At 69.8% G+C, this 26,419-nt stretch carries 20 protein-coding genes and 4 pseudogenes; 5 read left to right on the forward strand and 19 right to left on the reverse strand.

What is annotated here, in order from left to right; genetic code table 11:
* Positions 1 to 70 precede the first annotated feature (70 nt).
* The 4 genes and pseudogenes from ACZ7H1_RS20855 to ACZ7H1_RS20870 form a co-directional block, all read right to left on the reverse strand.
* On the reverse strand, positions 71 to 1,714 hold the full coding sequence (locus ACZ7H1_RS20855) for a S1 family peptidase (protein ID WP_470788543.1): 1,644 nt from the start codon (positions 1,712 to 1,714) through the stop codon (positions 71 to 73).
* A gap of 60 nt (positions 1,715 to 1,774) precedes the next feature.
* Positions 1,775 to 2,275 carry a hypothetical protein gene (locus ACZ7H1_RS20860; protein ID WP_470788544.1) on the reverse strand — a complete coding sequence of 167 codons (501 nt, stop codon included), beginning with the start codon at positions 2,273 to 2,275 and terminating at the stop codon, positions 1,775 to 1,777.
* 364 nt (positions 2,276 to 2,639) lie between these two features.
* Positions 2,640 to 2,729: pseudogene (locus ACZ7H1_RS20865) on the reverse strand (HAD family hydrolase); the annotation flags it as partial.
* 82 nt (positions 2,730 to 2,811) lie between these two features.
* A pseudogene (locus ACZ7H1_RS20870) lies at positions 2,812 to 3,015 on the reverse strand (dienelactone hydrolase family protein); the annotation flags it as partial.
* A gap of 22 nt (positions 3,016 to 3,037) precedes the next feature.
* Here ACZ7H1_RS20870 and ACZ7H1_RS20875 point away from each other — a divergent pair.
* Positions 3,038 to 3,592 (forward strand): AAA family ATPase, encoded by a 555-nt coding sequence (locus ACZ7H1_RS20875; protein ID WP_470788546.1) that lies wholly within the window; start codon positions 3,038 to 3,040, stop codon positions 3,590 to 3,592.
* A gap of 10 nt (positions 3,593 to 3,602) precedes the next feature.
* Here the strand turns inward: ACZ7H1_RS20875 and ACZ7H1_RS20880 are convergent, their stop codons facing one another.
* Both ACZ7H1_RS20880 and ACZ7H1_RS20885 read right to left on the reverse strand, forming a co-directional pair.
* The gene (locus ACZ7H1_RS20880) at positions 3,603 to 4,367 is read right to left on the reverse strand and encodes a class I SAM-dependent methyltransferase (protein WP_470788548.1); all 765 of its coding nucleotides are present in this window, start codon (positions 4,365 to 4,367) and stop codon (positions 3,603 to 3,605) included.
* Positions 4,368 to 4,529: 162 nt separating this feature from the next.
* Positions 4,530 to 8,132 (reverse strand): hypothetical protein, encoded by a 3,603-nt coding sequence (locus ACZ7H1_RS20885; RefSeq protein WP_470788550.1) that lies wholly within the window; start codon positions 8,130 to 8,132, stop codon positions 4,530 to 4,532.
* A gap of 169 nt (positions 8,133 to 8,301) precedes the next feature.
* On the opposite strand from ACZ7H1_RS20885, the gene ACZ7H1_RS20890 reads away from it, so the two are divergent.
* A complete protein-coding gene (locus tag ACZ7H1_RS20890; protein ID WP_470788551.1) occupies positions 8,302 to 8,889 on the forward strand; it encodes an Imm21 family immunity protein in 588 nt (195 codons plus the stop codon).
* A 69-nt stretch (positions 8,890 to 8,958) separates the two neighbouring features.
* Here ACZ7H1_RS20890 and ACZ7H1_RS20895 read toward each other — a convergent pair whose 3' ends face one another.
* Positions 8,959 to 9,483: a hypothetical protein gene (locus ACZ7H1_RS20895; RefSeq protein WP_470788553.1), complete on the reverse strand. Its 525-nt coding sequence runs from the start codon at positions 9,481 to 9,483 to the stop codon at positions 8,959 to 8,961.
* 105 nt (positions 9,484 to 9,588) lie between these two features.
* Here ACZ7H1_RS20895 and ACZ7H1_RS20900 point away from each other — a divergent pair.
* A pseudogene (locus ACZ7H1_RS20900) lies at positions 9,589 to 9,929 on the forward strand (MBL fold metallo-hydrolase); the annotation flags it as partial.
* Between the two features lie 50 nt (positions 9,930 to 9,979).
* Here the strand turns inward: ACZ7H1_RS20900 and ACZ7H1_RS20905 are convergent.
* The 3 genes from ACZ7H1_RS20905 to ACZ7H1_RS20915 form a co-directional block, all read right to left on the reverse strand.
* Entirely contained in the window at positions 9,980 to 10,342 is a 363-nt protein-coding gene (locus ACZ7H1_RS20905; protein ID WP_470788555.1) for a hypothetical protein, read from the reverse strand.
* A gap of 17 nt (positions 10,343 to 10,359) precedes the next feature.
* Positions 10,360 to 13,101, reverse strand: coding sequence for a CHAT domain-containing protein (locus ACZ7H1_RS20910; protein WP_470788557.1), 2,742 nt, complete (start codon positions 13,099 to 13,101; stop codon positions 10,360 to 10,362).
* A 170-nt stretch (positions 13,102 to 13,271) separates the two neighbouring features.
* Entirely contained in the window at positions 13,272 to 13,757 is a 486-nt protein-coding gene (locus ACZ7H1_RS20915; protein WP_470788559.1) for a hypothetical protein, read from the reverse strand.
* 439 nt (positions 13,758 to 14,196) lie between these two features.
* On the opposite strand from ACZ7H1_RS20915, the gene ACZ7H1_RS20920 reads away from it, so the two are divergent.
* Positions 14,197 to 15,027 (forward strand): tetratricopeptide repeat protein, encoded by an 831-nt coding sequence (locus ACZ7H1_RS20920; RefSeq protein WP_470788561.1) that lies wholly within the window; start codon positions 14,197 to 14,199, stop codon positions 15,025 to 15,027.
* Between the two features lie 168 nt (positions 15,028 to 15,195).
* Here the strand turns inward: ACZ7H1_RS20920 and ACZ7H1_RS20925 are convergent, their stop codons facing one another.
* From ACZ7H1_RS20925 to ACZ7H1_RS20935, 3 genes are all read right to left on the reverse strand, one after another.
* A complete protein-coding gene (locus ACZ7H1_RS20925) occupies positions 15,196 to 16,329 on the reverse strand; it encodes a ParB/RepB/Spo0J family partition protein (protein ID WP_470788563.1) in 1,134 nt (377 codons plus the stop codon).
* Positions 16,326 to 17,057 carry a nucleotide-binding protein gene (locus tag ACZ7H1_RS20930; RefSeq protein WP_470788564.1) on the reverse strand — a complete coding sequence of 244 codons (732 nt, stop codon included), beginning with the start codon at positions 17,055 to 17,057 and terminating at the stop codon, positions 16,326 to 16,328. The genes ACZ7H1_RS20925 and ACZ7H1_RS20930 overlap by 4 nt, the downstream gene beginning before the upstream one ends.
* A 964-nt stretch (positions 17,058 to 18,021) precedes the next feature.
* Positions 18,022 to 18,192 (reverse strand): hypothetical protein, encoded by a 171-nt coding sequence (locus ACZ7H1_RS20935; RefSeq protein WP_470788566.1) that lies wholly within the window; start codon positions 18,190 to 18,192, stop codon positions 18,022 to 18,024.
* 843 nt (positions 18,193 to 19,035) lie between these two features.
* Between ACZ7H1_RS20935 and ACZ7H1_RS20940 the strand changes: the two genes are divergently transcribed.
* Positions 19,036 to 19,500, forward strand: a complete 465-nt coding sequence (locus ACZ7H1_RS20940) for an SMI1/KNR4 family protein (protein ID WP_470788568.1) — start codon at positions 19,036 to 19,038, stop codon at positions 19,498 to 19,500.
* A gap of 1,299 nt (positions 19,501 to 20,799) precedes the next feature.
* Here the strand turns inward: ACZ7H1_RS20940 and ACZ7H1_RS20945 are convergent.
* The 6 genes and pseudogenes from ACZ7H1_RS20945 to ACZ7H1_RS20970 form a co-directional block, all read right to left on the reverse strand.
* A pseudogene (locus ACZ7H1_RS20945) lies at positions 20,800 to 21,127 on the reverse strand (hypothetical protein); the annotation flags it as partial.
* A gap of 42 nt (positions 21,128 to 21,169) precedes the next feature.
* Positions 21,170 to 22,315, reverse strand: a complete 1,146-nt coding sequence (locus ACZ7H1_RS20950) for a serine hydrolase domain-containing protein (protein WP_470788569.1) — start codon at positions 22,313 to 22,315, stop codon at positions 21,170 to 21,172.
* A 229-nt stretch (positions 22,316 to 22,544) separates the two neighbouring features.
* Complete coding sequence (locus ACZ7H1_RS20955; protein WP_470788571.1) at positions 22,545 to 23,051, reverse strand: DUF4265 domain-containing protein; 507 nt, start codon at positions 23,049 to 23,051, stop codon at positions 22,545 to 22,547.
* 41 nt (positions 23,052 to 23,092) lie between these two features.
* Positions 23,093 to 23,494 (reverse strand): DUF6009 family protein, encoded by a 402-nt coding sequence (locus tag ACZ7H1_RS20960; protein ID WP_470788573.1) that lies wholly within the window; start codon positions 23,492 to 23,494, stop codon positions 23,093 to 23,095.
* Positions 23,491 to 25,020, reverse strand: a complete 1,530-nt coding sequence (locus tag ACZ7H1_RS20965) for a DNA primase family protein (protein WP_470788575.1) — start codon at positions 25,018 to 25,020, stop codon at positions 23,491 to 23,493. Before ACZ7H1_RS20965 ends, ACZ7H1_RS20960 begins: the two co-directional genes overlap by 4 nt.
* Positions 25,017 to 26,165 carry a bifunctional DNA primase/polymerase gene (locus ACZ7H1_RS20970; RefSeq protein ID WP_470788577.1) on the reverse strand — a complete coding sequence of 383 codons (1,149 nt, stop codon included), beginning with the start codon at positions 26,163 to 26,165 and terminating at the stop codon, positions 25,017 to 25,019. Before ACZ7H1_RS20970 ends, ACZ7H1_RS20965 begins: the two co-directional genes overlap by 4 nt.
* Positions 26,166 to 26,419 lie beyond the last annotated feature (254 nt).

Below are 26,419 nucleotides of genomic sequence, written 5' to 3' on the forward strand. Positions count from 1 at the left end.
GCTTGTGGGGTGTCCTGGCCGGGGTGCCACGGTGCCCTGTCGGGCACCGTGGCGGTGGGCCGTTTCCGGGTCAGCCGTTCCAGGTGCTGGTGATCGCGAGGTGGCCGGGGGCGGCCGGCAGGCCCTGGACCGGGACTGTGGCGGTCGTGGACCAGGTCCGGTCGGCGTGCCGGGTGGTGTGCAGGAGCTTGCCGTCCGCGGTGGTGACAGCCACCTGGACCTCGCCGGCGACGTTCGCGGTGGCCACGGACTTGGCCGTCACCGTCCCGAGGATGTCCTTCAACTCGGTCAGCGGGGTCCAGGTGCCGTTGAAGTTGCGCACCGCGTGGTACTGGCGGGTGCCGTTGTCGGTGGCGATGACGATGTGCGTTTCGTCGCCGGCGCCGATCGTGCTGATCGAGGTGATCGGACCGGTGGCACCGGCAGCTCCGGCGACGTCGCCCCAGGCGAGCCAGTTGCCGCTGCCCTGCCGGATCGAGTGATACGCCTTGCCGCCGCTGACGGTGGTGACGTGCAGTTCGCCGCGGACGACCGCGGTGGCGGCGGCACTCACGTTGGCGACCTTGCCGGAGGTGACGTCCTTGAAGGGCGTCCAGTGGCCGGTGGCGTTGCGGACGGTGTGCAGGGCCTTGCCGTCGGCGACGGCGACGACGTGCAGGTCCCAGCCGATGTTCATCGCGGTGACGCTGGTCAGGTTGCCCAGCGTGCCGGCCACGCCGAAGACGTCACCGAACTTGCCCCAGGTGCCGTCCTGCTTGCGGATCGTGTGGAACAGCCCGCCATCGTTGCTCACCGCCAGGAGGTGGGTGTCGCCGTTCATGCCGACGGCCGCGGAGTTGCGGATGCCGCCCAGGCTGTCCGCCTTGGTCTGCACGTCGCTGAACCCGGTCCAGGAACCGTCGGCCAGGCGGGTGCCCTGGTAGAGGCTGCTGCCCGACTGCACCATGGCCTGCGTCATCCAGCCCGGCATCTGGGCCCGCACCCCGTCGATCCACTCACGCAGATCGTCCACACGGGCGGCAATCGCACCCGTCCGGGTCTCGGCCGGGTCGTTGCCGAGACAACCGCCCTGCCAGGACCGGCTGTTGACAGCAACCAGTTCACCGGCCGCGTTCAGCAGCGGACCACCGGTGTCGCCCTTGCAGATGACGTCCGTACCCTTGCCCGTGACGCTCACCGTGGTGGCGTCAGAAGCAGTGGCGGTAAAGGTGCCGGTGTGGAGCGTGCCCGGCGCCCACTCGGTCTTCGTCCGCCCGAAACCGGCCGCCGTCAGATCCGCACCCACTACAGGCACGGCACCGGCACGCTTGACTCCGGCGATACCGGCCACCGGCGCAGCCAGACGGGCCAGCACCACGTCGCGGTCCGTACGCGGAACGATCTCGGCAACCTCGACGGACTTCTTGTCACTCAGGATGACGGTCGTCTTCACGGCCGGCTTCCCCGCCGCAACCGCCGCGCCGGGCGTGGCCGCGAAACAGGACGCCGCGGTCAGGACCCAGGAAGCGTCGACCAGGGACCCTGAGCAGGCCTTGCTGGATTCCAGCTCCCCGATGGTGAGCTTGACGGCATAGGCATGCGAGTTGTCCGCGGCCGGAGAACCCCCCACCGCGTGGGAGCTGCCCGCGAGCAGGACGACGGTGGCCACGGATACGGCAGTCGCGGCGGCAAGACCGGCGTTCATCCGCACGGAAAGCGGACGTATGTCAGACATGATGATCCTTCAAGGGGAGGCGCGAAATGTGTCGTTGTCACAGCAGCGTCGGGGCAGGAATCAGCCCGTGACCCGGATCTCGACCAGCACACTGCGGGCCCCGCCGGCAACACCCTCGCCGACACTGGCGTAGCCGTCCTTGGCGATCTTCACCGTCTCCGTCACCCCGTTGGCCGTCAGCTCCGCCTGAATCGGGTGATCCGCAGCATCGATCGCGTAGACACGGTCGAGCTGCAGTGCCAGGTGACCGGTGTCGGCGTGAGCGGTGAAGCAGTAGAACCGCTGCCGGTTCACCGTCGGGTCCGCGACCGCAATCACCCGGATCTGCTTCTTGGTGTCGTCACAGTCGGCCAGAGTGATGTTCCCGTCACCACGGACGAGCTTGATGCCCTTTTCCGCCAGGATCTTGTCGGCATTGGGGTACGCACCGTCCTCGACGGCGTACGGCATCTCCCCCTCCGGAACAGGAGGAGTATCAGCAGCCGACGCATAAGCGCCGAAAGCACCGAGCGAGGTGAATGCCACAGCGGCAACGACGAATCGGCGGGCGCGAGAAAGCACCAGCAGTCCTTCCGATGGATGAAGTGGGACAACACGACAGGGACCTGAGCCCCGCCACAAGCGCATCGACAGCGCATGCCACACGGATAGCGACAGCCGCATACCGGACACGGCGATGGCCCCGCGGCCACGGCACAGCTGGGTCTACGGCAGCTGCCCGTGCCATAGCCGGCGTTCCGACAGTGACCGAAATGCCTGATGGGCATGAAGAGTTGATGACCTTCGACAGGCCGACCGCGATAGATCCGCCTGGCACCAGGACCGTATGCGGGAACCATCCCCGCGTCAACAGGCGTTGAAAATTGCTCATCGCCAGTTGATAAGGATGCCGTTAAGGTACTACCGTCCCAACCAAACGATCACCACGCACGCCTGCCACACGTACGGCCGCCAGCGCGGGGCGTACGTCTTCGCACAGATCCGTCTCATCGAGCCGCTCGCCGCGGCCAGCCGCGCCCGGCCGCTGCTTTGGCGGCCGGGCGCGAGCTACGGGCTGAGGGGCGGCGCACTTCGGGTTGGTCTTGCGGGCCGGAGCGTCAGTTGTTGGTCAGGGTGCGGTCGAGGAGGGGGAGCAGGCGGTCCCAGTGGTGTTGCAGTGCGGAGGGGTTGAAGGCGTCGGTGTCGGACATGGTGAAGCCGTGGACGGTGCCGGGGTAGATCTCGGTGGTGTAGCCGACATCCGCGGCTTCGAAGGCCTTGTCGAGCTCGCTGATGGCCTCAGGTGGATCGTCTGAACCGGCTGTCACCTGACAGGCTGCATGCATGGATCGCGCGCACGTACTGCTCATCGGGGGGCGGGCCGGTGTCGGCAAGACGACCGTGGGGTGGGAGGTCTCGGCGTCGCTGCGCGCCTCGGCCGTCTCCCATGCGGTCATCGAGGGCGACTTCATGGGTCAGGTCCATCCGGCGCCCGAAGGGGACCCCCACCGTTCGGGGATCACCGAGAGGAATCTGACGGCCGTGTGGGAGAACTTCACCCGGCTCGGCCACCACCGGCTGATCTACACGAACACGGCCAGTGTGCTGCCCGAGGCGACGGGCATGTTCGAGCGTGCCATGGGGGCGGGGGTCCGGATCACCCGGGTCCTGCTCACCGCCTCCGACACCACTGCCCGCGAGCGGCTGGCCGGGCGGGAGATCGGCTCGGAGCTGGAACGGGAGCTGGCAGGCAGCATGCGCTCGGCACGGCTCCTGGACCAGCGGGCCTGCGCAGGGACCGTGCGGGTGGTGACGGACCAACGGCCGGTCGCGGACATCGCACGCGAGGTGGTGACCGCCACCGGCTGGACCGGACACCCACGAACCGCCCGCTGCTGATGCTCCCGGTTCACTTCTCCCCCGCGATCAGGAGGAACGGAGCAGTGGTTCGTTCCGTGGCCCAGCGCTCCCCCGGCGTCGGCCCCGGCGCGGGAGAGCGCTGGGGGTCGGCCGGCAGGGGGTCGGCCTCCCACGTTCGGGCGAAGCCGGCTTCGCGCAGCATCGCGTGGTAGTTCTCGGCGGACCAGTACGTGTCGATGATGTCCACCCACTCGCCGTTTGTCTGGCGCAGGCGTACGGGCATCGGGTCGCCCGTCTGGTAGGCGGTGCCGGGGCGGCCGATGCGGAAGCTGTCGAACGTCACTCCGGTGTGGCCGGGGTGGGCGTTGAGGACGGCGAACCTGCCTCCCGGCTTCAGTACCCGGTGCACCTCGGCCGCCATGGCCGTCGCCTGGTCCCAGTGCGGCACGCAGACGAAGACGAAACAGCACATCGCCGCGTCCACCGAACGGTCGCCGAGGAACGACAGGTCCGTGCCGTCGGCCCGGTGGCAGGTCACCCGGGGATGGCCGTACCGTGCGGTGGCGATGGCGAGCATCGCATCGGAGAGGTCCACCGCGTGCACCTGGACGCCGTGGTCCTCGGCGGCACGGCGCGCGACCTTCCCGGGGCCGCAGCCCAGGTCCAGCAGGACGTTCACGTCGGCCTCGGCCAGGCGCAGCTGTTCGAACACGGCCGGGTATCCCAAGAGCCAGCCGACGGTGTCGTCCCACGTGACGAAGTCCCCGGCGATCTCGTCGGTGTCCCAGACGGTGGGCCGGCGCTGCGCGTCCACACCGGCAGTCAAGCAGAGCCGGCGCCGGTACGGCCACGACTGGCGGGTCAGGCGATCAGCGTGTCGCAGCCGGTACGGGGGGACGCCGGCGGACCGTACGAGGAACCCCCGGGGCGGCGGTGTGGCCGCCGGCCCGGGGGCTGTTGTGTTGGGCAGGAGGGATCAGCGGGCGACCGTCCCGGTTGCACGGCTCGAGGCGGTGCCTGCCGTGTGGCCGGTCCGGTGGGCCGTCACCTTCACGGTGATCCGCTTCCCGCGCTGCGCCGTGGTCAGTTTGAGCGTCGCCCGGGTCGCCCCGGCGATCGCCCGCCCGTTCGCGTACCACTGGTACGCGTACGAGGTCGGCGCCGGCGTCCACGTGCCCCGGTTCGCCGTCAGCACGCGCCCGACCTTGGCCGTTCCCGTGATGGACGGGGCTTTCGTCCCCTTCGGCGCGAGGCCCTTGGCGACGGTGTACCAGCCCGACGTGGACGTCCCGCTCAGGTGGCCGGTGCGGTGAGCAGTCATGGTCACGGTGAGCTTCTTGCCCAGGGCCGAGGCGGGCAGGACGTAACTGGACGCGGTGGCGCCCGCGATCGCTGCTCCGTTGATCCGCCACTGGTAGGTGTACGAGGTCGGTGCGGGCGCCCACGTGCCGACGACCGCAGTGACCTTTCCGCCCACGCGCACCGCCCCGGAGACGGATGCGGGCTTCGTCGCCTTGGGTGCGAGTCCCTTGACGAGCACGGCGGCGCTGCCGGCCGTCACTGCCGGGTGCCCCGCCTTGCGGGCGGTCACCACCACGGTGAGCTGCTTGCCCAGGAGCGCCGACGGCAGGGCGTACGACGAAGCCGTGGCGCCCGCGATCGCGGCCCCGTTCGCCTGCCACTGGTAGGTGTGGGAGTCGGCCGCCGGCGACCAGGAGCCGGTCGTCGCCGTCACCTTGCCACCGACTACCGCGGTGCCGTTGATGGTGGGCGCGGCGGTGGAGCGGATCGGGGCGACGACGGTGACCGAGCCCTTCAGGTACGACATCCCGTGCGCATACACGCTCACGGACAGCGGGCCGAGCGGGGCCTTCGTGAGGTCCAGGGCGACCGTCATGCTGCGCCGGTCGGGAGCAACGGAAACGGTCGTCGAGCGGGCGCGGAAGCTGCCGTCGGACAACTCGACCGCATGGTCTTCGCGCAGTGCGCTGCCGGTGACGGTCATGGTGACCTTGCCCCGTCCGACCGTGGACGGGCCCACCGTACCGACGTTCCGCTCGTCGGGGCCGCACAGGTGCTGGGCGCACGCCACGTCGACCCGTACAGCAGTGGAAGCCTGTGCAGGCTTCTCCGGCAGCCCGATGACGAGCGTGCTCGGCCGGGAGGCCTTCGGGAAGCCGCCCTCCAGGTAGCACTCGTAGTTCTGCCCCTCGCTGGACCACGACCCGTGGCAGCCGTTCTTCAGACCGGACCGGTCGTACAGCCAGGGTGTCGGGGACTGCTCGAAGGTGCCCGCGGGCGTGAACTTCAGGCCGAAGCGGTCGCCCGTCGCCGTCGGGAGCGCGGCGCAGATCGCCGTCTTCTTCTCGTTCAGGGTGCCGGTCAGCGGGCCGAAGCCGTAGCTGACGTTCGGGACCTTGACGCACTCGGGCGCGGGCCCGGCCGCCGTGCCGATGCGCAGCGCGTCCAGCCGGTAGGCGGGCGCTGCGGTCTTGCCCTCGGGAACCTGGACGAGGGCCTGGTAGCGGGTGGAGCCGGTGGCGGCGCAGCCCGCGCTGAAGTAGTCGCAGACGACGTCGCCGTTCGCGTCGTACGCGAGGAGGCGGGCGGAGCCCTGCGCGTCACGGACGTTCAGGTGCAGGGTGTCCCCCGCGCCGGCCGTGGTGATCTGGTGGCACAGGAACGTACCGGGTGCAGCCGGTACGCCGCCGGTGGACGGGCCGCCGACGGCCGTGGCCGCGGTCGGGACGCAGCCGCGCGCGGTGGCGGTGACGTCCAGGCGGGTCAGGGCGAACTCGGCGGGTACCTTACGGCCCTGGACGAGGACGGTGTGTGCGGCCTTGGGCGTCAGGGCACAGGTGTTGAAGGTGCCGTAGTACGAGGTGATCGAGCAGACCTGCTTGCCGTTCGCATCGAGGACGCTGACTTCCGCGCTCGAGTCGCCCGATACCCGCTGGATCTGGACGAGTTCCCGCTCGGAGTGGTCGTTCGCCGGGACGGACAGGCAGTCGGCGAACGCGCCCGCGCCGTTCTTCACGCTCATCCGGACCGGCTTCCCCGAGAAGTCGCCGGGCAGGAAGGTGCGGCAGGCGCTCGGCACGTCCGTGCGGTGGACGACGAGTCGGTAGTCGTCGCTCTCCTCGTGCGGGTCGTCCTTGGAGACGAGGGCGCGGTACGGGGCGGTGCCGCCGAGGACGCAGGTGCCGTCCCTCATCCCGTCGCCGCAGAAGGCGGTGCCCTTGGCGTCGACGACGGTGATGCCGGCGGTGAGGTCGGACAGGACGGCGATGTGGGCGCCTTGCGGTACCGGCAGGTTCAGGCAGTCGACTTCACCGGGGGCGGTGAGCGTGCCCTTGTGGTCGCGGGCGAGCGTGACGCCGTTCTCGCATCCCGCCGTGGAGGTGCGGTCCAGGATCCGTACGGCGAGATCGGTGAGCAGGGTGTACGGGGTGCCGGCGGCGAGCGCGCAGTTCTGCCCCTCCGCGCAGACGGTGGAGCCGTCCGCTGCGTACACCCCGGTGCCGGAGCTCTCGCCCTGGGCGCTGATGCCCCGGACGTCGTAGCGGCCGGTCGCGGCCGGGGTGAACGTCCTGCACCCGGTCTGCGGGGCGGCCTGGGCGGGCGCGGAGCCGTACGCGGTCATGGCAACGGCCACGCAGCCGGCCGGGTTCGACAGGCGCCGGACCTTCAGGCCGTACGCAGCGGGGAAGCCGCCTTCGTGATGCCGGACCTCGGCCAGGACGCGGTATCCGCCCACGCCCGCGGGCAGGACGCAGCCTTCGCTGCCGTCCTCGTTCCGGGAGGGACAGATGCGCCTGCCGGTGTCGTCGGTGATCCAGTGTGAGGAGTCTCCGTACGCGGTCAGCCGGAAGTCGGCGGTGATCCGCTCGCCCGGGGCAGCGGTGAACGCGTGGCAGACGATGCCCACGCGGTCCGCGGCGCGCGCCGTGGTCGGGGCGGAGTCGTAGCCGGTGCCGGCGACGGCCGGACAAGCGGGGGCGGCCGTCAGCGGGACGAGGGAGACCCGGTTCTCGACCGGCTCCCAGTGGCTGTTGTGGACCGAGAGCGTGTACGTCCCGGTCGCAAGCTCGCACCAGGAGTCACGGTAGTTCTGGTCCTCGCATTCGACCCGGCTCTCACCGGAGCTGAGCGAAGGGTAGGTGTACTGGTCGGAGACGAGGAGACGGTGCAGGCCCGGCTTCGTCACGGTGACCGTGAAGCATGCGGTGCCCTCGGGCTCGATCGTGGCGCTGCCGACCGCGTCTCCCGGGTCGCCGAGCGGCGCGAGCGCGAGCGGCTTGCAAGCCTCGCCGCCCGACCCGGCCGGGACCGGTCCCGGCTCGGCGGCGGTGTCCGCGCGGCCAGGGCTCGCCTGGTGCTGCCCCGGTTCGGCCGACGGCGCGGATCCTGTCCTGCTCACCTGTGCGGGTGCGGCGCTCGTGGGCGTGGTGGTCGGCGGCGTCGCGGCGAACGCGTTCCCGGCCGGGATGACGGGCGCCAGCAGCGCCGTCAGCAGAGCGGGGACCAGCAGCCTTTTCGCAGATCTGGACCGTGCGCGCGAACGCGCGGGGTTGAGCATCTCGTTCCCCCCGGAGCGGTGTTTGTCATATGCGCGTCACACAATACGGGCGGCACCGGACGGTCGTCGCGCGGGAGAACGAACCCCAGCCGTGCCTGCCTTCACGGGGGCGGCGAAGACGTTCGACCGCCCGTCGACCGTTGTCGGTGGCCGGGGGGACACTGGCCCCATGGAGCCCTCCTCGATCACCTCTTCCGGCCCAGCCGAAACCGCCCCCGCGTGGGTCGAGTCGCTGGGCGGCCCGCTGATAGCCGTCCCTTTGTCCGCTCTGGACGGATGGGGCGGCTGCACGAGGTCGGGGATGGTCATCAGCGACGGGGATACCGCGGACGATTACGACCGCGCCTGCGCGGTCGAGGGCCTGGCCGGAGTGCTCGGCGCGGGCAGACATGGCGGCCGGGCGCTCGTCCTGGCCGACGAACCCGCGAACACCTGCTACCTGCCGGAACATCAGGCCTTCGTCCGGTGGCTTGCAGCCGATTCCGAAGCCGATCTGATCGCCGCGGCCAAGGCTGTTCTCGCCGACCCTGCTGTCGAGTGGGAGGAGTGCGGTGTCTGGGAGACGGACGGGCCGGCAGTGCTGATGGACTCCGTTACCGACGGAGCCGAACTGAACGTCGAGTACCCCTGCGGCGGGATGCCGGAACAGGCCCCCGTCCCGATTCCGCCCGGCCGCTGGACCGTGTGCGCGGTCCACACCTCGGTGAGCGAGCACACGTCCGTGGGCCTGGTCCGGCTCCTCCCGGCCTCCGCGTAGTACTGCAATCACTCGGTCCCCGACGGTGGCAGGGCTGCGACGACGTCTTCCCGGCCGTACTTTCGGTGCTCAAGGCTCCACGGCCCAGCGTCGTGCGATCACCTTGAGGCGTTCGAGTTCGCGTCGCGCTGCTGTCGCGTGCGCGAGGTCGAGGGCCATACCGGCGCGGGCCGTGATGTACAGGATGTCCTTGCGTGTGACGTCGTCGAGGTCAGGGGCGGCCTGGAGGCGGCGTTCCGTGACGCTGAGGTAGATCGCAATGCTGTCGAGTTCTTCGCGCATGGGTACAGGAAGGACCTGCCGCAGTCCGTCCTTCGCGTAGTCGCGCGTCTGCCGGTCTGCCGCGCTCGGGCCAGACGCAGTGGGAGCCCAGGGGAGGCCGGACTCTCGTGCGTCGTGGTACATCTCCGTCACCAAGGCGCGTGCATGTGCGGGATCGCCCTCGACCACTGCCGCGCCGGCCGCCTGCAACGTGGACCGCAGCCGTGCGCGGACCTGAGGGTCCTCGCCCGTGCGGGCGTTCAGGTAGGCGGACCACACGTCGAACGCCCTGCTCAGCTCGGCATCCAACATGATCCCGTAAACGTCCGGCACTCCGCCGCCCTCCTGTCAGGCCCGTCCCGACGCGGACGGCAGGCGACACAGTAGAGCGGACAGTGGGCAGGACGCCTGCGAAATAGAGCCGTTGGCGTCGTCGATGCCATCGAGGAACTGCACGACGGGCATCGGGTACAGGTCGGCGCGCTTACGCTGACCAGCCGGGCGGTGGCGCATGGAATCCCAGCACCGCCCTGGCGAGTCTGGCGGAGGGGTGCGACGTGCTGCTGTGCGAGGCCGAGAGCGCGCAGGCGCCGAGTGCGGGGGGGGGGGGAGGGGTCCACCATACGCCGGAGGACACCGGTGACACCGCACGTGCGGCGCAGCCGGGCCGGTTGGTCGTCACGCACGTCGGGCGCTTCCTCACCCCGCAGCAGGCAGTCGCCCGTGCCTCGACCCGCTTCGACGGTCCCGTCGACTACGCCGCACCCGGTGCCACCTTCAGGTCGGCTGAGCCGCGAAAAGGTCCTGAGGGCCCTCCGCCCGCCTCCCGTCAGGAGTCCGGGGCGCCAGCCTCGCCCTCCTCCTCCACCAACCGCCGGAGGAGCGCCCTGTCGGCGTCCGCCAGCGGCAGCTGCTCGCCGTTCTCGTTGCGGACGATGACGACGAGCCTGGGTCCGGCGGCAGCCGCCGGGCCGTTGTCCGCACGTCGGCGGGCCAGGTGGGCCTTCAGGTCCAGGAGGCTGTTCACCAGGGTGAGCACCCCGCCCGCCACGACCACGACGCTCATCGGGTCGACGACTCGCGCCCGTCCGAGCCGACGCGGCTCGAGGCCCTTCAGCTGCTCGACGACCGAGGTGACCTCGGCGTCGTCGGAGGTGTAGATGACCAACTCGACTGTGCTGTGGTCGTCCAACAGACTTCCCTTCCCTGTCATTCCGAGGGGACGCCCACGTAGCTGAAGGCGGCCCAGTCCTCCACGCCGTGCTCCCGTCGCAGGGCGTTCTGTGCTTCACGTACCGCGGTCTGCGCCGCCTCTCCCCCGCGCAGAGCCGCGTGGAACGACTGCATGAAGGCCAGCGCGGTCGAGTCGTAGACGGGCCAGCGAGAGGCCACGACGCCCCTGGCACCCGCGCGCAGGAACGCGCCGGTCAGCCCCGACGCGTCGTTGACCGCTCCGCCTCCGGTCAGCGCGGACGAGCAGGCGGAGAGTACGACCACCGGTGCGCATGGCAGCCGCACCCCCAGCAGGTCGGTCGCCGTGACTCGGCGGCTGTCCACCTCGGGGTTCTCGGAAAGGTGCAGCGCGGAGTTCCACGGGTCCTGCGCGTCGAACGACCCGTGCCCCGCGAAGTGGATCAGGTCCCAGCGGCCGGCCAGCTGCCCGAGTACTTCTCTCTTGGCCGCGAAACTGGTGTTGAGGACGGTGAGGCTGCTGTCCCAGGTCCGCTTCAGCATCTCGGCTTCCTCGACCGCGGACTCCAGGTCCGCTCCCTGGTACGTGACCATGAGGACCTTCGTGGACCGGGAGGGCGCCGGGCCTCCTTCGCCCCGCAGGTCCTGCGCGACGCTGAAGGACGGCAGGTAGGTGATGTCCGTCGGCCGCGAGACGCCATCGGCCTCGGCCAGCGCGGTGACCGCTTCGAAGGAGATGGGGCTCATGTTCCCCGGCGCGCTGATGACCAGGCGGTTGAACGCCTGTTCCTGCAGGATGTCGGCCAGCGGGAGCCACAGGGCCCGGTACGCCCTCGTGAAGAGCTTCCGCAGTCGCTTCTCCCGCCAGGCGCTCTGTCCCGTCGGGGTGAGGGCAATTGCCGCGGCGAGATCCACGAGATCTGCCTTCCAGATGCGCGTCTGCACCCTCTCCCCCACGACTACGGCCAGCACCTGGTCGCGCCACAGGGAGAAGCTCACGAATCCGGTTCCCGGCGGCCCGTTGCGCCACTGCCGGTGTGCCGCCTCCACACGTGCGCGCAGGGCGCCAAGGTCCTCGGTGAAGGAAGGGACGTCAGGGACGTCGGGTTGCTCGTCCGCCACCACACCGAACATGCTCCCCAGCACGAGCACGGCATCCCGTACACGCTGCTCCAGCGCCTCGCCCTCGGCCTCCGACCTCTCCTCTTCCCTCATCGTGTGGAAGCGGATCGTCGCGGCGCGCGCCCATTCCACGGCACACAGCGCGTCGAGAGGGCGGCCGAGACGGGCGTACGCGAGGGCGAGCGTGTCGAAGTACGACACGAACTCCTCGGTACAGGCGTGCACGGCCCGCAGATCGGAGGCCCGACGGCGTTCGACGCCACCGCTCGCACACGCCTGCTCCAGGTAAGGGAGGGCCTCGTCGAAGCGTTCGTCTGCCAGGTAGAGCTGCGCCAGGTTTCCCCAGACGATCCAGGCGGCCGGCCAGCCTTCGCCGGAGCCGATGACCTCGGCGTTGAGTTCGAGGTCCTCGATCGCCAGGCGACGGAGGCCGTCCGTCGTCTCTTTGCCTCCGAGGATGGCGGCCGCCCGGGAATTGCGGGCCGAGAACTGCATCGTCTCCGGAAGCCGGCCGCTGTCCAGTGCCCGGGACAGGTAGTGGACGGCGCGCCCGACGTCGTGCCCCGAGAGCCCTTCCAGGACCCGGCTGTCCCGCTCCCCCACGGCTTCCATGGCAGTGGCCGCGTACGGCCGCGCGGCCGGCGGAAGGTCTTCGACAGCACCCACGGGGAGTCCGAGGAGGTCTCCGAGCACGCATTGGATGAGCGCTGCCTGTTCGGGGGCCTCGTCGAGCTCACCGCCCGGTCCGACGGTGAAGAACTCCAGGGCTTCCTCCGCGAGGCTGATCGCGACGGCCCGGAGGCCAGGCCTGTACATGAGGGCCAGCAAGCCGTCCCCGTACTCACGCAGCAGGCTGAACACGTACAGGGCGAAGTTGTGCTCGAGGTAGGCGCGTTCGAGGCGTGACCGCCGGCCCCGCACCGGCAGGGCGAGCAGCGCACTGTGGGAGAGTTCCACGGCTTCCATGCCCTCGTGCGGGGTGCGCAGCAGCCGGAACACCTGATGATGCAGATGGGCTTCGTAGTCGATCAGGAGCGCGATGTCCGTGTCGACCTCGTAACCCCCGTAGGTCCACAGCCGCCAGACGAAGCGGGCCAGGAGTTGCAGCTCCTCGTAGAAGTCGGGCCTCAGGGCGGGCACCTGCATCTCCCGCTCCAGCTCCCCGATGTCCGTCCTGGCCGACACTCCCCAGATGTGCGGCGGCCGCTGCCGTATCTCCTCCTGCATCTCCGGGGGTGCCAGCGCTTCGTCCCAGCCGCGACCCTGGCGGCACTCGGTGGGGAAGGGAGGGACTATCTCGGCGGCGTGGAGCTCGAGTCGGCGGCCGCCACAGTGGGGGCAGTCGAGCGGGTCGAAACCCGAGGTGGACATCTGGAACTCGGTCCCGCAGTCGGCGCACGAAAACGCACACCTCGCCTGATGGACGATCAGCTCATGGCGTGCGGGGCCGCACTGGGAACACCGCGTGTGGAGGGTGTCGGCGTCGGAAAATCCGGGATGGGTACGGGTCTCGCGCCCGCACACCGAGCAGCGTTGATGGACCTGCCCGTCGTACGAGATCGCCGGCGCGCGCTCGAGATACGCGTCGGGAAGCTCCCAGGTGTGGAGTTCGTCCAGAGCCTGCCTGGTGACGGACATCGCTGCCTCCCCCGCCGCGGTGAGCCGACCCAGACCGTACGGTACTGTCCGCGACGCCCTCCTCACAAGCGGTAGTCCCCATCTCGCGGGTGCACGCAGGGGGCATCCGATTGTCCTGTCTCAACGAACTTTGGCCGTTCTCAGCGAAGATTGACCACCGAGCAGGTTCATCACTCTTCTGCGGCAAGCACCTCTTTGGCGTGGACCGCGAAGGCTTCGCAGGCATGCTCCGCAGCCTCACCTCGGGCGAGCATGTCGGGCTTATCGGCAGCGAAGAAGATCTCTCGTGTCTTCACCTGTATCTCAGCGGCCTGCTCGGCAAGCTGCTGCGCCTGCGGGCCAAGCGCGACGAGGCGGAGCCGGTGAACGCTGCTTCGGACCTCGGCGTAGAGCCGGTACGACTCGGCCCGGGTTGCGAGCATCGCCTCGGAGTCGGGTGCTGCATGCAGGCTTGTCCACCGGCCGTACTGTGCCTGCCGATAGTCCTCCGCCAAAGCAATGAAGTCGGCACAGGCATCGAGGAGACGCTGGTGGCTTCGCTCGCGGTCAACACGGGCTGCGGACCGGGATGCAATCTTCTCTTGGTAACGGTGTGCGACGACAGCACCCAGCAGTGTTCCGATGACGGCGATGGCGGCCGCGATGATCCCTGACACAACGACCAGCCCATCATCTGGCAGCGCGCACCGGATAGAGCGCGAATCGGCCACCGCCCGCGCCCCCGACCACTGCCCCTTGTGCCCCTCTGGTAGTCCGCTGATCCGGGATCCGCGAAGGAGTCGGCCAAAGTTCGATGAGATCGGTCAAGGTTCGGTGAGACAGGACACCGATGTCACCAATCGAAATTTTCGACCAAATCACCAGAAAAGCGACTCGCAGAATGGGGCCACAGAGCCCCGATCGCAAGTCCCCTGGGGGGATTTGACCTTGCGTCACCCCAAAGGCCCGCACAGAGCCGTACAGGGCCGTACGGCGCTTCCAGCCTTCCGCAGTACCCCGGATTGGCCCGGGTGAGCGTCCGAGTTGGCCCCCGTGGCTCGAACCGCACACCAGCCCTTGCCGAATGGGTGTTCGCAGCATTCGTATGCTCTGGGTATGAAACTCTTTCGATGGCGTGGCCGAGGCGAAGCCGGTCAGACGGCGAGTACCCCTTTGGCCCAGGCCATGGCCCTGTACCAGGCGGGGCGCTATGCCGAGGCCGAGGCCGAGGCACGCTCCGTGGCTGCGGCCCGGTCCCGGCCGCGCGACGACACGTACGCGCCGTTGGCCCTGGGTATCGCCGCGCTCGCTGCGGGCGCTCAAGGCCGCCATGCCGATGCCGTCACCACATACGATGCACTGCTGCCGGTCTTCGGAAGGATCTTCGGCGCCGAACACCCGCAGACCCTGAAACTGCGCTCGGACCGCGCCCAGGCGCTGAGCTCACTCGCCCGGCACGCCGAATGCGAGGCAGAGTGCGCGGCCGTCGCCCGGGTCGCAGCCCGCGGCACAGGGCCGGACATGCCGCTCATAGCAACGGCCGCTCGCAATGGGCAGATTTACGCCCTAACCGCGCTGGGCCGCCACCCGGAGGCGGAGGCGCTGGCGCGCGAGGCACTTGCCGCTCACCGCGTACTGGACCGCTTCACTTTGGTCCTGCGTCTCGGTCTGGCCCGCAGCCTCAACGGCCAGGACCGCCACGAGGAGGCTCTCGCCGAGGCGGAGCGCGCCGACGAGCTGCGCCGTCGTCTGCCCCAGGAGCAGCGTCGCCCGGAAACCGGCGCCGTCGAGCTGGCCGTGGCCACCGCCCTCCTCGGCCTGGGCCGTGGCGCCGAAGCCCGCCTGCTGGTCACAGCCGCCCAAGACGCCTGCCTGGCCGCCTTCGGCCCGGACCACCGCCGCACCGCCGAGGCCCAGGCGCTGCTCGACCGCATCGACAGCGCTTGAGCAGGCTCGCCGCGCCGACGGTCGGAACGCTCACCTGTGGCTGCGCACGCCGGCCGGCCGGTCGGACCAACTACGGCGCTCAGCCAGACGAGAAAGCGGCCCGCGACCCCTTCGTGAAGGGGCCGCGGGCCGCCCGGTTTCAAAACCGGGTTTTGAAACCGGTGAGGGCTACAGCTGCTCCAGCAGCAGTTCGGCCACCCGCTGGCGGTACGCGTCGTCCGTCAGCCGGCGCAGCCCTTGGACCAGATCCTCCGGAGTGTGCACCGCAGCAAGCACGGCACTCAGCAGAGGGAGGACATCGGGCGCCACTCCCCCGCCCGGCGCCCCGTCCGTGAACTCGACCACGGCCGACGCCGCATGCGCAGGCGTGGTGTCCTCCGCGTTCTCGGACGACCGGGGCTTGACGACAGGGACCGTCTGCGGAGCGGGTGCGGGCGAAGGGGCCGGCACCGGTACGGCCTCGGCCACCGGATCCTCGACCGCCGGCAGGGGCTCGGGTTCCGCAACAGGAACCGGTGCCGCAGCCGGGGGCCGTTCCACGACCGGAGCCGGAGCCGGGGCAGGCTGAGGCGCCGGAGCAGGCTGAGGCGCCGGCTTCGGGAGCTGCGACTGACGCAGGTGCTCCGCGAACTGGACCCGCTGCTCAGCGTGGTCGGCCGTACGCGCTGCGAGCTCGCGTGCCGCCTTCAGCTTGAACGTACCCGCGTCGACCCGGTGCTGGAGCTCCGGCGCCAGGCGCAGCAGCGAGAGCCGGTGGGAGACGTACATCTGCGACTTGCCGATGCGCTGCGCGACCTTCTCCTGGGAGCCGTACTTGTCGACCAGGCCCTGGAGGAAGGCGGCCTCCTTGCAGGGCTCGATGGCCTTGCGGTGGATGTTCTCGATGATGACGGCCTCGTCGAGGAGGCCCTTGCCGTCACCGAGGTGGTCCTGCACCTTGATGTCGAGCCGGGTCCAGCCGAGCTGGCGGGCGGCCGCGTGCCGGCGGTTGCCGTTGACGACGACCCAGTCCGCGGTGCCGACCGCCTTCGCGTGCTGGGGCTTGAGCCGGAGGAACACCTCGCGGGAGACGACGGCCACGGGCTGGAGCTGGCCGACCTCCTTGAGGGTGTTCATCAGCTCTTCGAAGCCGGGCTCGTTGGTGCTGTACTCGCCTTCACCACGCGGGTTGTCGGGGTTGCCGACGAGGGTGTGCATGAGCGCCGTCGTCGGGGGCGCCTTCTTCTCGGGCTCTCCCCCGCCGGCCGCCGTCGCTGCGGCCTTCTCTCCGATCAGGCTGGCGAAGTTGGTGCGCTTGCTCATCGACGCTTGGCCCCCGCTCCGATCTCCAGGGCGAGCTTGTAGAAGTCCTCACGGGCCTCCATGGCCACGCGGTTCTTCTTGTACCGCGTGACGACGGTGCCTTCAACGGCGGCGCGCGCGTGGACCTTGTAGTGGCGGATGACGGTGTTGGCGAGGTTCCAGCCGCTGCCCTCGATGAAGGCGCGGGTGTCCTCGAGGTCCGCCAGTCCGTCGCGCGGGTCCCAGTTGTTGATGACGACCCAGTACGGCAGGCCGAGCGGCTTGACCACTTCTTCGATGGTGGTCTGCGTCGGGATGAAGCCGAGCGGCTCGGGCTCGACGGGGATGATCAGGTCGTCGGCGTTGGAGAGGACGGCGCGCATGGCGTCTGCCGCCGCGCTGTCGCCGAACGGGTCGCCAGCCTGCTGCACCTCGTCGTCCGGCAGGTCCATCCAGCCGGGGGTGTCGATGAAGGCGTGCTTGACCTTGCGGGTCTTCTTCAGTTCGGGGAAGTAGGTGAGGTCCTTGCGGGACTTGGTCTGGATGAAGGAGAAGGGAAGGTCGTCTCCGACCCGCTCCGACCACCAGGTCGCCGAGCCCTGCGGGTCGCTCGAGACGGCGACCACGTAATCGGGTTCCCCTGCGGGGGCTTCCCCGAGGACCTCGGCCGCGACGGCGGCGATGTTGACGGTGAGGGTCGACTTGCCGACCCCGCCCTTGCGGTTGATGACGGCAGTGATGCGTGCCATGGATGGTGCTCCATTGGGTTCCGTGTGCTTCCCGGCCACTGAAGGGGCCGGTACTGCGGACTTGGACAGCATTGCACGTCAAGGGCGTTCGCCGGAATCTCGCACCGCGTCGCAACACCACTTGTTCGCGAGAAATAGGGCACATCGGGCGGAGAAGCGGACGTTGCCTGCTCAGCTTTTCAAAACCCGGTTTTGAAAAGCTGGCTTCACGGCGACAACCTCCCTCTCCTCTCACGCACACGACACACCCCCACCTCCTCCCCTCCTCCCCCGGCACCGGTCGAGCCGCCGGGCGGCGGACACCCGGTGGCCGAGCCGAGCCCTCTGGCAGATGCTGGTCGTGTGGCGCCTCGAAGGACCTCCCTCACCGTCAGGGCACGCCGTCTGTACGCCCGCCGGAGACAGCCGTCGGGCAGCGCACCGCCGAGGGCGGCGCGGCGGTCACGTGGACTCGGCGATGTGCTGGTGCCCTGGGCGACGGCGTTGTCGGCCATCGCGGCGGCGATCGGCCTGTTCTTCAGCGCGCTGGTGGCGTCGTCGAGCGTAGAGGCGACACGTCGGCAGTTCGAACGCTGGGGGTGGGTCCTTGGAGCAGCCCGCCCTGCACCCGGCTGATCATCTCACCGAACCCCCATCGACGCCTTTCTGCTCGGCTACGGCATCGAGCAGGGCGGGGCGCCGATCCGGGCGATCCAGTTCGTGGACAGCGACGGCAGGCCATGGGTACGCGCCCCGGAGGGACTCCGCACGACCGGGCACGACCGGTGGAACCTGGAAGGCGACGATCTGCCTGAGGCGACGGCTCGGCGCGAGCCGGCCGAACGCTGCGACAAATGAACGCCGTCCGAGCCCACATGCCCCTGCTTTTCAAAACCCGGTTTTGAAAGGCCGCCCGTGCCGGTGCTCCGGCGCCGCGTCCGGATGCCGCCTCCCTGTCCTGGTCGGCGATCAGGCGGTCAGGCGGTCAGGCGGTCTCCGGAGCAAGGTTCGTGGCGACCGACCGTTCGCGAAGCCCTTCCGCCAGGTGCGCCATCTCCACGGACGTGCCGACCAGACCGACTCCACTCAAGTCGGCGGCCGTCAGCCGGGCTTCGGTCAGCGACAGGTCGCGCATCTCGCGAAGGACTCGCAGCACGGGGACGAGACTGCGCTCCTTCGTCTCCAGACGCAGCCGAGCCGCCCCGTGCTCGGTCAGCAGTGCCTGCCTGACCTCTTCGGGAGCGGGGCCGGTACCCGTCTCGCACCACGCGTCCGAGATGCTTGGCAGCGCCCTTCGACACCCCAGCGCAGCTGCCCCCGGTCGATGAACTGACCGACGTCGCGGACCAGCCCGCCACCGCAGGCCGCGCACGGCGAGGTGACCTTCACTCCCTGGGCTACGGCGATCATTGGTCTCTCTCCCTGCGGTGTCGATCTGCCCGATCCTGCCCCAAGCGTTGAGGTCTCGCGACGGTTGTCCCGATGCAGGTCTGCAACGCGGAAGGGGCATCCGTGCCGTCCGGAGTCCGTCACCGGGCTGCTTGTCTTCGAGGATCGGCCTGGTTTCAAAACCGGGTTTTGAAGATCCGCCCTCGTGCGCAGCGGGACCCGGCCCGGCAGCGACTGGTAACCGCTTGCGGCTGTCCTCACGCCCGGCTTCAAAACCCGGTTTTGAAGTTCGTACGGTTGGTCGCTGCCGACGGGCGCAGGACGACGGCTCGTGCGAGGCTGGGCGCGATCTGTGCCGCGACCTCTCCGGGCGTGGGCGAGTGAAGCCGCGCTGATGGGTGCCTCCCGCCCACCCCGATCTCAAAACCGGGTTTTGAAAGTCCATCCCGGCTGCAGAGTTCCTGTAGGTGTCGATGCACTTGCCGTCGCCCGCGGCCTGCGTCAGGCGGAACTGTTGATGGCGGGGAGCGTCCGTAGACGCTCGCGTGACGAGTTCGATGAGGTCAAGGCAGCGTTCTGGGGCGAGGGGTTGTACGGCGCTCAGGCGCCGTTGACCGACGTTGCCGTCGAGGATGCCGAGCGTCTGCTCGGGGTGCGCCTGCCGTCCGCGTTGCTGGAGATCTTGCGGTTGCAGAACGGCGGCGTGGTGGCGTCCGACTGGGACGCCTTCCCGACCGAGGTGCGCACTTCGCGGAGCGAGAGCCACGTGCCGTTGGACTCGATGATGGGCATCGGCCGCGACGAGAACCACTTGTCGCTGCTGGACACGCCTTACCTGGTGGGGGAGTGGGGCCTGCCGTCCCCGGTCGTTCTGCTCTCCGGCGACGGGCACCGCTGGGTCGCCCTCGACTACCGGCCCTGCGGCCGACAGGGTGAGCCGTCGGTGGCGTGGTTCGACGCGGACGGGAACACCGAACTCACCCTGGCTGTGGACTTCAGGACGTTCATCGAGGGCCTCACCTCCGCGGCGGCCCTGGATGCCGAGCTCTCCGACGGGCCTTCCTCGCCGTCGTAATCGGCATCGCCGTGCGCGTCTTCCCCGCTTCCGCCGCAGCGATCACGGTGAACGCACGCCCCAGGGCCGAGTCCCCGGCCCGCTGACGGGCGTGCTTTCAAAACCCGGTTTTGAAACGGTGGCCCGGAGACCTGTACGCAGGCCACCGGCCCCGAGGGCTCTGTCCGAACCTCCGCTGCCAACGCCGCCATCCACGGCGGGGCCACAGCGGGCCACGGCTTCGCGGACTTCGTCGGTCAGACGGAGCAACGCCAAATGGGTCGCTCCCCTCACCCTTCAAACCCGGTTTTGAAGATCTTGAGGTGCGTGCAGCTCCGCCACCATGCGCAGCCGGCGAGCCTGCGGGTAGAAGCAGTTGAGACCCATCGACGAAGCGATGCTCGCCGCATGGGCAGATACCGCCGCCGCCATGCTCCAGCGCAGGGGGGAATCAGATCAGCGGGCCGCAGGCCTCGCCGATCAGCAGACGGGTTGACGACGGCGAGAGGTCGTCCTTTCAAAACCCGGTTTTGAAACCGTGGCCCGGAAGAGCTGGAGAGCGGTGCTTACGCGGACATCAGCCAGTCCTCAGTGAAGCGGTGCTGGTTGAGGCCGACCGCGTCGAACAGGTCGCAGTCGTCCAGCCCGGGCCGGAGATCGGCGTGGAGGACCCTGAGGGCTTGGTCGATCGGACTCCCCTCTGCGGGAAGCGCTACTCCCTATGGCGTGTGCAGGGGACCCGTTACCCGGTCGCCTGCCTCCCAGACCGCGGCCGTCCGTTCACCGTCGCCGCCGTCCGAACCTGCGCTACCAAGGCCACCGTCCACGGCAGGAGCCACGGCTCCGACGACTTCGTCGGTCAGAGGGAGCAATGCCAGTCCCGCCCGGGCGAGTGGCACGCACTGGATCTCGTCCCTGAACTCATGGCAGGCGGATCGGAGCAGTTCCCCGTCCGCGACCACTGCCGTCAGCGCGTATGCCATGGGTCGCTCCCCCTCACTTTTCAAAACCGGGTTTTGAAGATCTTGAGGTGCGTGCAGCTCCGCCACCAAATACGCAGCCGGCGAGCCTGCGGGGCGAGGCAGCTGAGAGCCGTCGACGAAGCGATGCTCGCCGCATCGCAGATGCCTCCACCGTCATGCTCCAGTGCAGGGGAATCAGATCAGCGGACCGGTTGTCCACGGCGAGAGGTCGTCCTCGTCCCGGCGCCGGCGACCAGGTCGCGTGGGGGCGCGGGGTCGGCCCTGCCGCTGGACCTCCTTGGGGCAAGCTTTCAAAACCCGGTTTTGAAACCGCGGGCTCCTCCGGCGCCGCAGCGGCGGCCCCGGCCTGCCAGGCACTGTCGTCCGTCTTTCGCCAAGTGCAGGCAGTCACGACGGGCATGCCGTCCTCGTCGGCGAAAGCGGCCTCTTCCACGCAGGGGCGGAAGACGTCCGGGACGTCGTCCAAGCACCCCGGGCCACGGCCCGTCGTCGGCGTACGGACTCATGGGCGACTCGTGCGCGAAGCCTCGGACGTGCGCGCCGACCGTTGAGAAGACGATGGAGAACTCGTCGCCGGACCCGTTGCGCATCGAGGCCATCTCTTCGTCGGCCGACCAGCGCGTGTCGAAGGAGTGGTGCCGGTCGGCCCGTTCGGGGCTGAGTATCGCGTCAACATCAGAGCCCTCTCTGCGTGGAGGAGTCTGGACTCAGCCCTCTGCGCGCCCCTGGAAGGCAGGGTCACCCGGCACCGTGTGGAGCGTGCTTTCGACTGCGTCAGCCAGGCAGGTGACGCGGTCGTGGTTGTGCAGGCCGCGTGTGACGTAGGCGAGTGAGTAGCCGTGAGTGGGGGAGTGCCAGGCACAGCTGCCCCCGATGCCTCCCATGCCTATCTCGCCGTTGTCGTCGACCTGGAATCCGAGGGACCAGCGGGTGTGCTCGCGCAGGAAGCCGTCGGTGCCGGCGGCGGCGGTGTTGAACAGTTCGGACCGGAGTTGCGTGCCGAGGAGTCGTGCGATGTGGCCGTCGGGCCGGCCGAGGTCGTCGTAGAGGCCGGCGAGTGATGTGGCATCGGTGATGAGACCGGACGCACCGAAGGGAGTCATGTGCCACGACGGGCTGCGCAGGGTCTCCGTGGCGAGGAGGGCAGCGGGGCGCAGGAGGGCAGCGCGGCCGAGTTCGTGTGCGAGGTACGGGTCGGTCCACTCGGTGCCCATGGGTTCGGGTTCGGCGACGAGGGGGAGTTCGTGCGGGTGGACGCCGAACCTGAAGCGTGCACCGAGCGTGCGGGACAGGGCCTCTGTGTAATCGCGGACCGAGGGGGCGCCGGCTGCGGCGAGGAGTCCGTCGACGAGGTGACCGTAGGTGGAGGCGTGTTCGACGATGTCCCGGCCCGGCACGGACTGCGGTTCCATGGTTTCGAGGTCGTGCACGAGGGCGGCGTGGTCGCGGGGGTCGAGTCCGGCCGCCGCAGGTGAGAACGCGTGCTTGCCGGAACGGTGGCTGAGGATCATCCGCAGCGTCGTGGGATGTTCCGGTGCGTCGCGGTAGGCCGGCCAGTGAGCGGTGACGGGGTCGTCGAGAGCGATGTGGCCGTCGGCGACGGCCTGAAGGGCGGCGAGCGCGACCAGCGGCTTCCCCGTGGAGAAGACCTGGACGAGGGTGTCCGCGCTCCAGGGACTCTCTTGCGCGAGATCGGCGCTGCCGCCGTGCACGACGAGGGCGGGGGACCCGTGGCGCCAGACCGCCAATGATCCGCCGGGCTCGCGTCGCGTGTCGACGAGCTCCTGGAAGGACGCGATGACCGGCTCCCAGTCGCCCTGGCTGAAGTGTTCGACGCGGAGGGCTGTGGACATGGCGTGTCCTTCGTCTGGGGAGGGGCGCGGCTCTGGGCGGAGCCACTCGGCAAGGTACGGCGGGCGGCAGGGCCACAGAGGAGGCAGACATGCCGCGGAGACAGCCGGGAGGTGCTGCTCCGCCGATCCTGGCATGATCGTCGGGCCCGTGCCCAACCCTTTACCGGCCGGGGATTCTCGTGATTCCGGCCCGCCCCGCCCACGCCCGGCCGGGATGGCCGATGGCCGGTCAGGCGTCGCGCCAGGCTTCGGTTTCGCAGCCGGTTTCGAACTGCCACCAGCCGGCGTCCGTCCCGTGGTTGAGCAGGGCCTTGATCCGCGGGAGGTCCGCTTCTGCGGGTACGGTCAGGGCCACCAGGGGAACGTCGGCACTGAAGACTTCGCCGCCCAGGCCGAACGGGGCGAACTGCGCGTGCACGGCCTGCGGGTCGGGGCCCAGCGGGCCGTCGGGGACGGGCAGGATCCGGATGGTGCAGTTGCCGGACGCCTCCACCCGGCCCGTGGCCCAGTGGAGGCCCTCGGCGTCCGTGGTGAAACGGACCGTCTCGCCTTCGGCCACGCCGTCCTGCAGGAAGGGGACGTTGGCGATGCGGGCGGTGTCGGCGGTCAGCTGCGTGGCCCACAGCCCCTCGGTGTCGTACGGGAGCCAGCCCTCGCGCGGGACGAACCGGAACCAGATCTTGATCAGGCCGGATGCTGCTGCGGGCAGGCGTTCGGGAGCAGGGGTGGACGTCATGCACCCATCATCGCGCGCCGGCTCGGGCCGGGGGATGAGGCTCAGCTCTCCGGAAGCGTTATCCCCAGCTCGCGCATGGCTGCCGACGGCGGGCCGGCGGAGCGCTGCGTCTTGTGGCCGGTGACCTTGGGGGAGATGGTGCGCGGGTCGATGGCCTCGGAGGGGGAGCTGGAGGCGTAGCTGCCCTGGGGCTGCTGGTCGCGGTCGTGGGGGAGGAGCCAGAAGACGCGGCGCAGGAAGGTTCCCGAGGCGCGGGAGGCACGGGCGGAGGACGCGAGGGTCGCGTAGCCGACCATCCGGCCGTCGCGGTGGTACGGGGGGCGCCCGCGGCGGTTCTGGAGCCGGTCCAGGGACTGGCGTACGTAGTCGAGACCGTCGATCGGCTCGAGCCAGACGATCTCGGATTCGTGAGCGATCTGCTGGGGTTCGATGAGCGCGCTCACGTGCCCTCCTCCTCGGACGGGTCGGCGAGCAGGCCGATTCCCGGGTAGTACTTGCGCTGGTTCGAGGTGAGCATGCCCTTCGGGCTGCTCATTCCAAGGGTTTCCCGTACGCGGGCGGCGAACGCCCTCGATGTCACCGGGTTGGCGCCTTCATCGGCGCACCACTGGCGGTAGGCCTGGTACATCCGGGACTGTTCGGCGCGCAGGCCGGATTCCAGGATGCACGCCTCGGTGATGAAGCGGCCCATGTGGTCCTCGGTCTCGGCGTAGGCGGTGGTGGCGATGCGGACCCGGTCGGGTCCGGTGAGGTCCTTCTCCCCGGCAAGGTACCTGCGGGCGCCGTCGATCAGCCAGGCCAGGATGCCGGGGCCTTCCTCGTTGACGAGTGCGTCGGCGAGGTTGTCGACCTTGCGGTGGTCGGGGACGACGCGTTCGAAGGGGATCAGGCGCATGCGGCGCCAGAACGCGAAGCCGCCGGTGCCCACTTCGGGGCGGTGGTTGCCGAGCAGCCACAGCTTGTGGGTGGGGTCGAAGCTGAAGAAGTCCTGACGCATGCGGCGGGCCTTGATGCGGTCGCCGCCGGTGAGCAGCTTGACGCGGGCCTCGTCGAAGCGGTCGCCGGGCTTGAGTTCGGAGCAGACGATGACGCGGCGGCCGTGGAGCTCGGCGAGGTCGGTGGGGTGGCCCTCGAAGGGCTTGGCCATCAGGAAGCCGGGCGGGGCGGCGTCGGCGTAGTCGCCCAGCAGTTTGACCATCACGTCCAGGAGGACGGACTTGCCGTTCTTTCCCATGCCGTAGAGGAAGGGCATGACCTGGGCGCCGACGTCTCCGGTGATGGAGTAGCCGAGCAGCAGGTGCAGGAAGCTGATGACTTCCTTGCCTTCGGCGTCGTCGCCGAAGGTGTCTTCCAGGAAGACCTGCCAGCGGGGCGTCGGGATCGCCTCGGGCGCCACGGAAGTCGCCCTGGAGTGGTAGTGCTTGCCGGGGTCGGGCGTGCTGATCGCTCCGGTGCGCAGGTCGACGACGCCGCCGGGAGTGCACAGTGCGTACGGGTCGGCGTCGAGCTGGGTGGCGCTGAGGACCATCCCGGGGGCGGACTTGGCCTGCATGAGCATGGCCTTCATCCCGGAGGTGGACAGGGCCCGGCGGCGGTGCTGGCGCAGGTTGGTGGTGGTGTAGATGCCCTCGGGGTCGTGCTCGGTGAGCTGTTCGGCCATCTCGCCGGCCGCCCACACGACGGTGTCGTCCTCGTCCAGTTCCCAGCGGTGGCCGCTCCACTTGTACCAGCCCAGGCCCGGCACGTGCCGGTACTCGCGGCCGTAGAGGCGTACGAACAGCTTGGCGTTGCCGCGGTCCGTGAGGCTGTCGGGCATCAGGCCGTTCCCGGCTGCTGCCCCTGCGGGGGCCGCGGCCGGGGGAGTCACGGGGGCGTGCTGGGTGGGCAGTTCGAGCTGGGTGGCGGCGGCGGCCTGGAGGATCTGGCGGGCGACGGCCACCGGGTCGAAGTCGCCGCTGGGGTGCGTCATGAGCGGCCTCCCGCGTACAAGGGCTTCTGCCGCCCTGCGTTCATGCCGCTGGCGATGATCTGACCAACTCTGGCGTCCTGGCCGGGGCGTGCGTGTTCGGCGGCTGCGCGCAGGGCCTGCTCGCCGGCTGCTTCCTCGATGTGTCCCGCAGCGACGAGTCCTCCGACGGTGTAGGCAGCCCGGTTGAGCTTCTCGGAGAAGCCCGTTCCCTGGCTCTGGCGGCCGCAGGCGGCGACTTCGGCGAGAACGGTCGACAGGGTGGCAACGGCCGCCTTGTGGGCGCCTCCTGGGGCTCCATGGCCTCCGCGGCCTCCAGGGGCTCCTGGACGGCCTCCGGAAGCGCCAGGGGACTTGGAGGACTGCCGGGAGCGTCCCGTGGCCGCAGAGGGCGACGTGGGTGCCATGGGTGACGTGGGGACGGAGCGCACGCTGTTGCGTACGGACACTTCCCCGGTGCGTGCTGCGGCCGTACGCGGCTCCGCCGCGGGCGCGGCAGGCTCCACCAGGTGTCCGGTGCGCACGAGTTCGGCGGCGAGCCACTGGGGGAGTTCTCCGGGGGTGCGGCAGGGCCCGAGGAGTTCGTAGGCGCCGGCCTGGGTGACGGTGCCGGGCGCGACGACGTACCCGCCCGTGGACCGTACGTCGACCTGCCAGGCGAGTGCCCTGGAGCGGCTGGCTCCGGAGGAGCACTGCCACTGCCGCCCTTCGCCCGCCCGGTACCAGAGGTGGAGGCCTCCGGACGGCGTGCGCACGCGCATGGTGTCCTCGTCCCAGGCCGGGTCGGGCGCGCCGCGCAGGGCGGCGAGTACGGCGAGGGTGTGGAAGCCGTTGGCGAGGCCCGTGAGGTCGACGTCGTCGGCGATCGGGATTCCGGGCAAGATCCGGTCACGGGAGGGCACCTCACCTCCGTGCGCGTCGATGTCGATCACGACGAGTCCGGCTGCTCCGGTGGCGACGCCGACACCGAGACCCGGGTTCGCACCCCACCAGCTGTCGATGCGTACGGGGTCGGTGGTCGCGGCGTGGAACCCGTGGCACCAGCGACCGACGGGCAGGCACGCGCAGTCCGCGGGCTGGTGGCTGTGTCCCTGGCAGAGCATGCAGTTCTTCGGGGGAGTCTTCTGTCCCTGGGCCAGTGGGTGCACCGGCCACCCCTTCTCGGCGCACCAGCGAGCGACCGCGCGGCTTTCGGGTGTGTCGAATCCTGCGGCGCGGCGGATCACGGGGCTTCCCGTCCGTCAGCGACTGAGCCAGCCCTTTGGTCGCTGCACAAAAACTGCAGCTCAGGGGGCATGTGCGACTCCAACAGCGACCGAAGCGACTCAAACTCAACAATGGGGCAAGCACACACTAGCGGACGATCAGGCAGGGGGACGGGAGCGTGTCGGCGTGGCGAACG

Source organism: Streptomyces sp. NPDC037401, assembly GCF_055602345.1.

Excerpts from the sequence above, each read along its gene's own strand:
- ACZ7H1_RS20885 (WP_470788550.1), bottom strand. The coding sequence starts at position 8,132 with ATGCTCAACCCCGCGCGTTCGCGCGCACGGTCCAGATCTGCGAAAAGG.
- ACZ7H1_RS20875 (WP_470788546.1), top strand. The coding sequence starts at position 3,038 with ATGGATCGCGCGCACGTACTGCTCATCGGGGGGCGGGCCGGTGTCGGC.
- ACZ7H1_RS20910 (WP_470788557.1), bottom strand. The coding sequence starts at position 13,101 with ATGTCCGTCACCAGGCAGGCTCTGGACGAACTCCACACCTGGGAGCTT.
- ACZ7H1_RS20965 (WP_470788575.1), bottom strand. The coding sequence starts at position 25,020 with ATGACGCACCCCAGCGGCGACTTCGACCCGGTGGCCGTCGCCCGCCAG.
- ACZ7H1_RS20890 (WP_470788551.1), top strand. The coding sequence starts at position 8,302 with ATGGAGCCCTCCTCGATCACCTCTTCCGGCCCAGCCGAAACCGCCCCC.
- ACZ7H1_RS20920 (WP_470788561.1), top strand. The coding sequence starts at position 14,197 with ATGAAACTCTTTCGATGGCGTGGCCGAGGCGAAGCCGGTCAGACGGCG.
- ACZ7H1_RS20950 (WP_470788569.1), bottom strand. The coding sequence starts at position 22,315 with ATGTCCACAGCCCTCCGCGTCGAACACTTCAGCCAGGGCGACTGGGAG.
- ACZ7H1_RS20930 (WP_470788564.1), bottom strand. The coding sequence starts at position 17,057 with ATGGCACGCATCACTGCCGTCATCAACCGCAAGGGCGGGGTCGGCAAG.
- ACZ7H1_RS20855 (WP_470788543.1), bottom strand. The coding sequence starts at position 1,714 with ATGTCTGACATACGTCCGCTTTCCGTGCGGATGAACGCCGGTCTTGCC.
- ACZ7H1_RS20955 (WP_470788571.1), bottom strand. The coding sequence starts at position 23,051 with ATGACGTCCACCCCTGCTCCCGAACGCCTGCCCGCAGCAGCATCCGGC.
- ACZ7H1_RS20925 (WP_470788563.1), bottom strand. The coding sequence starts at position 16,329 with ATGAGCAAGCGCACCAACTTCGCCAGCCTGATCGGAGAGAAGGCCGCA.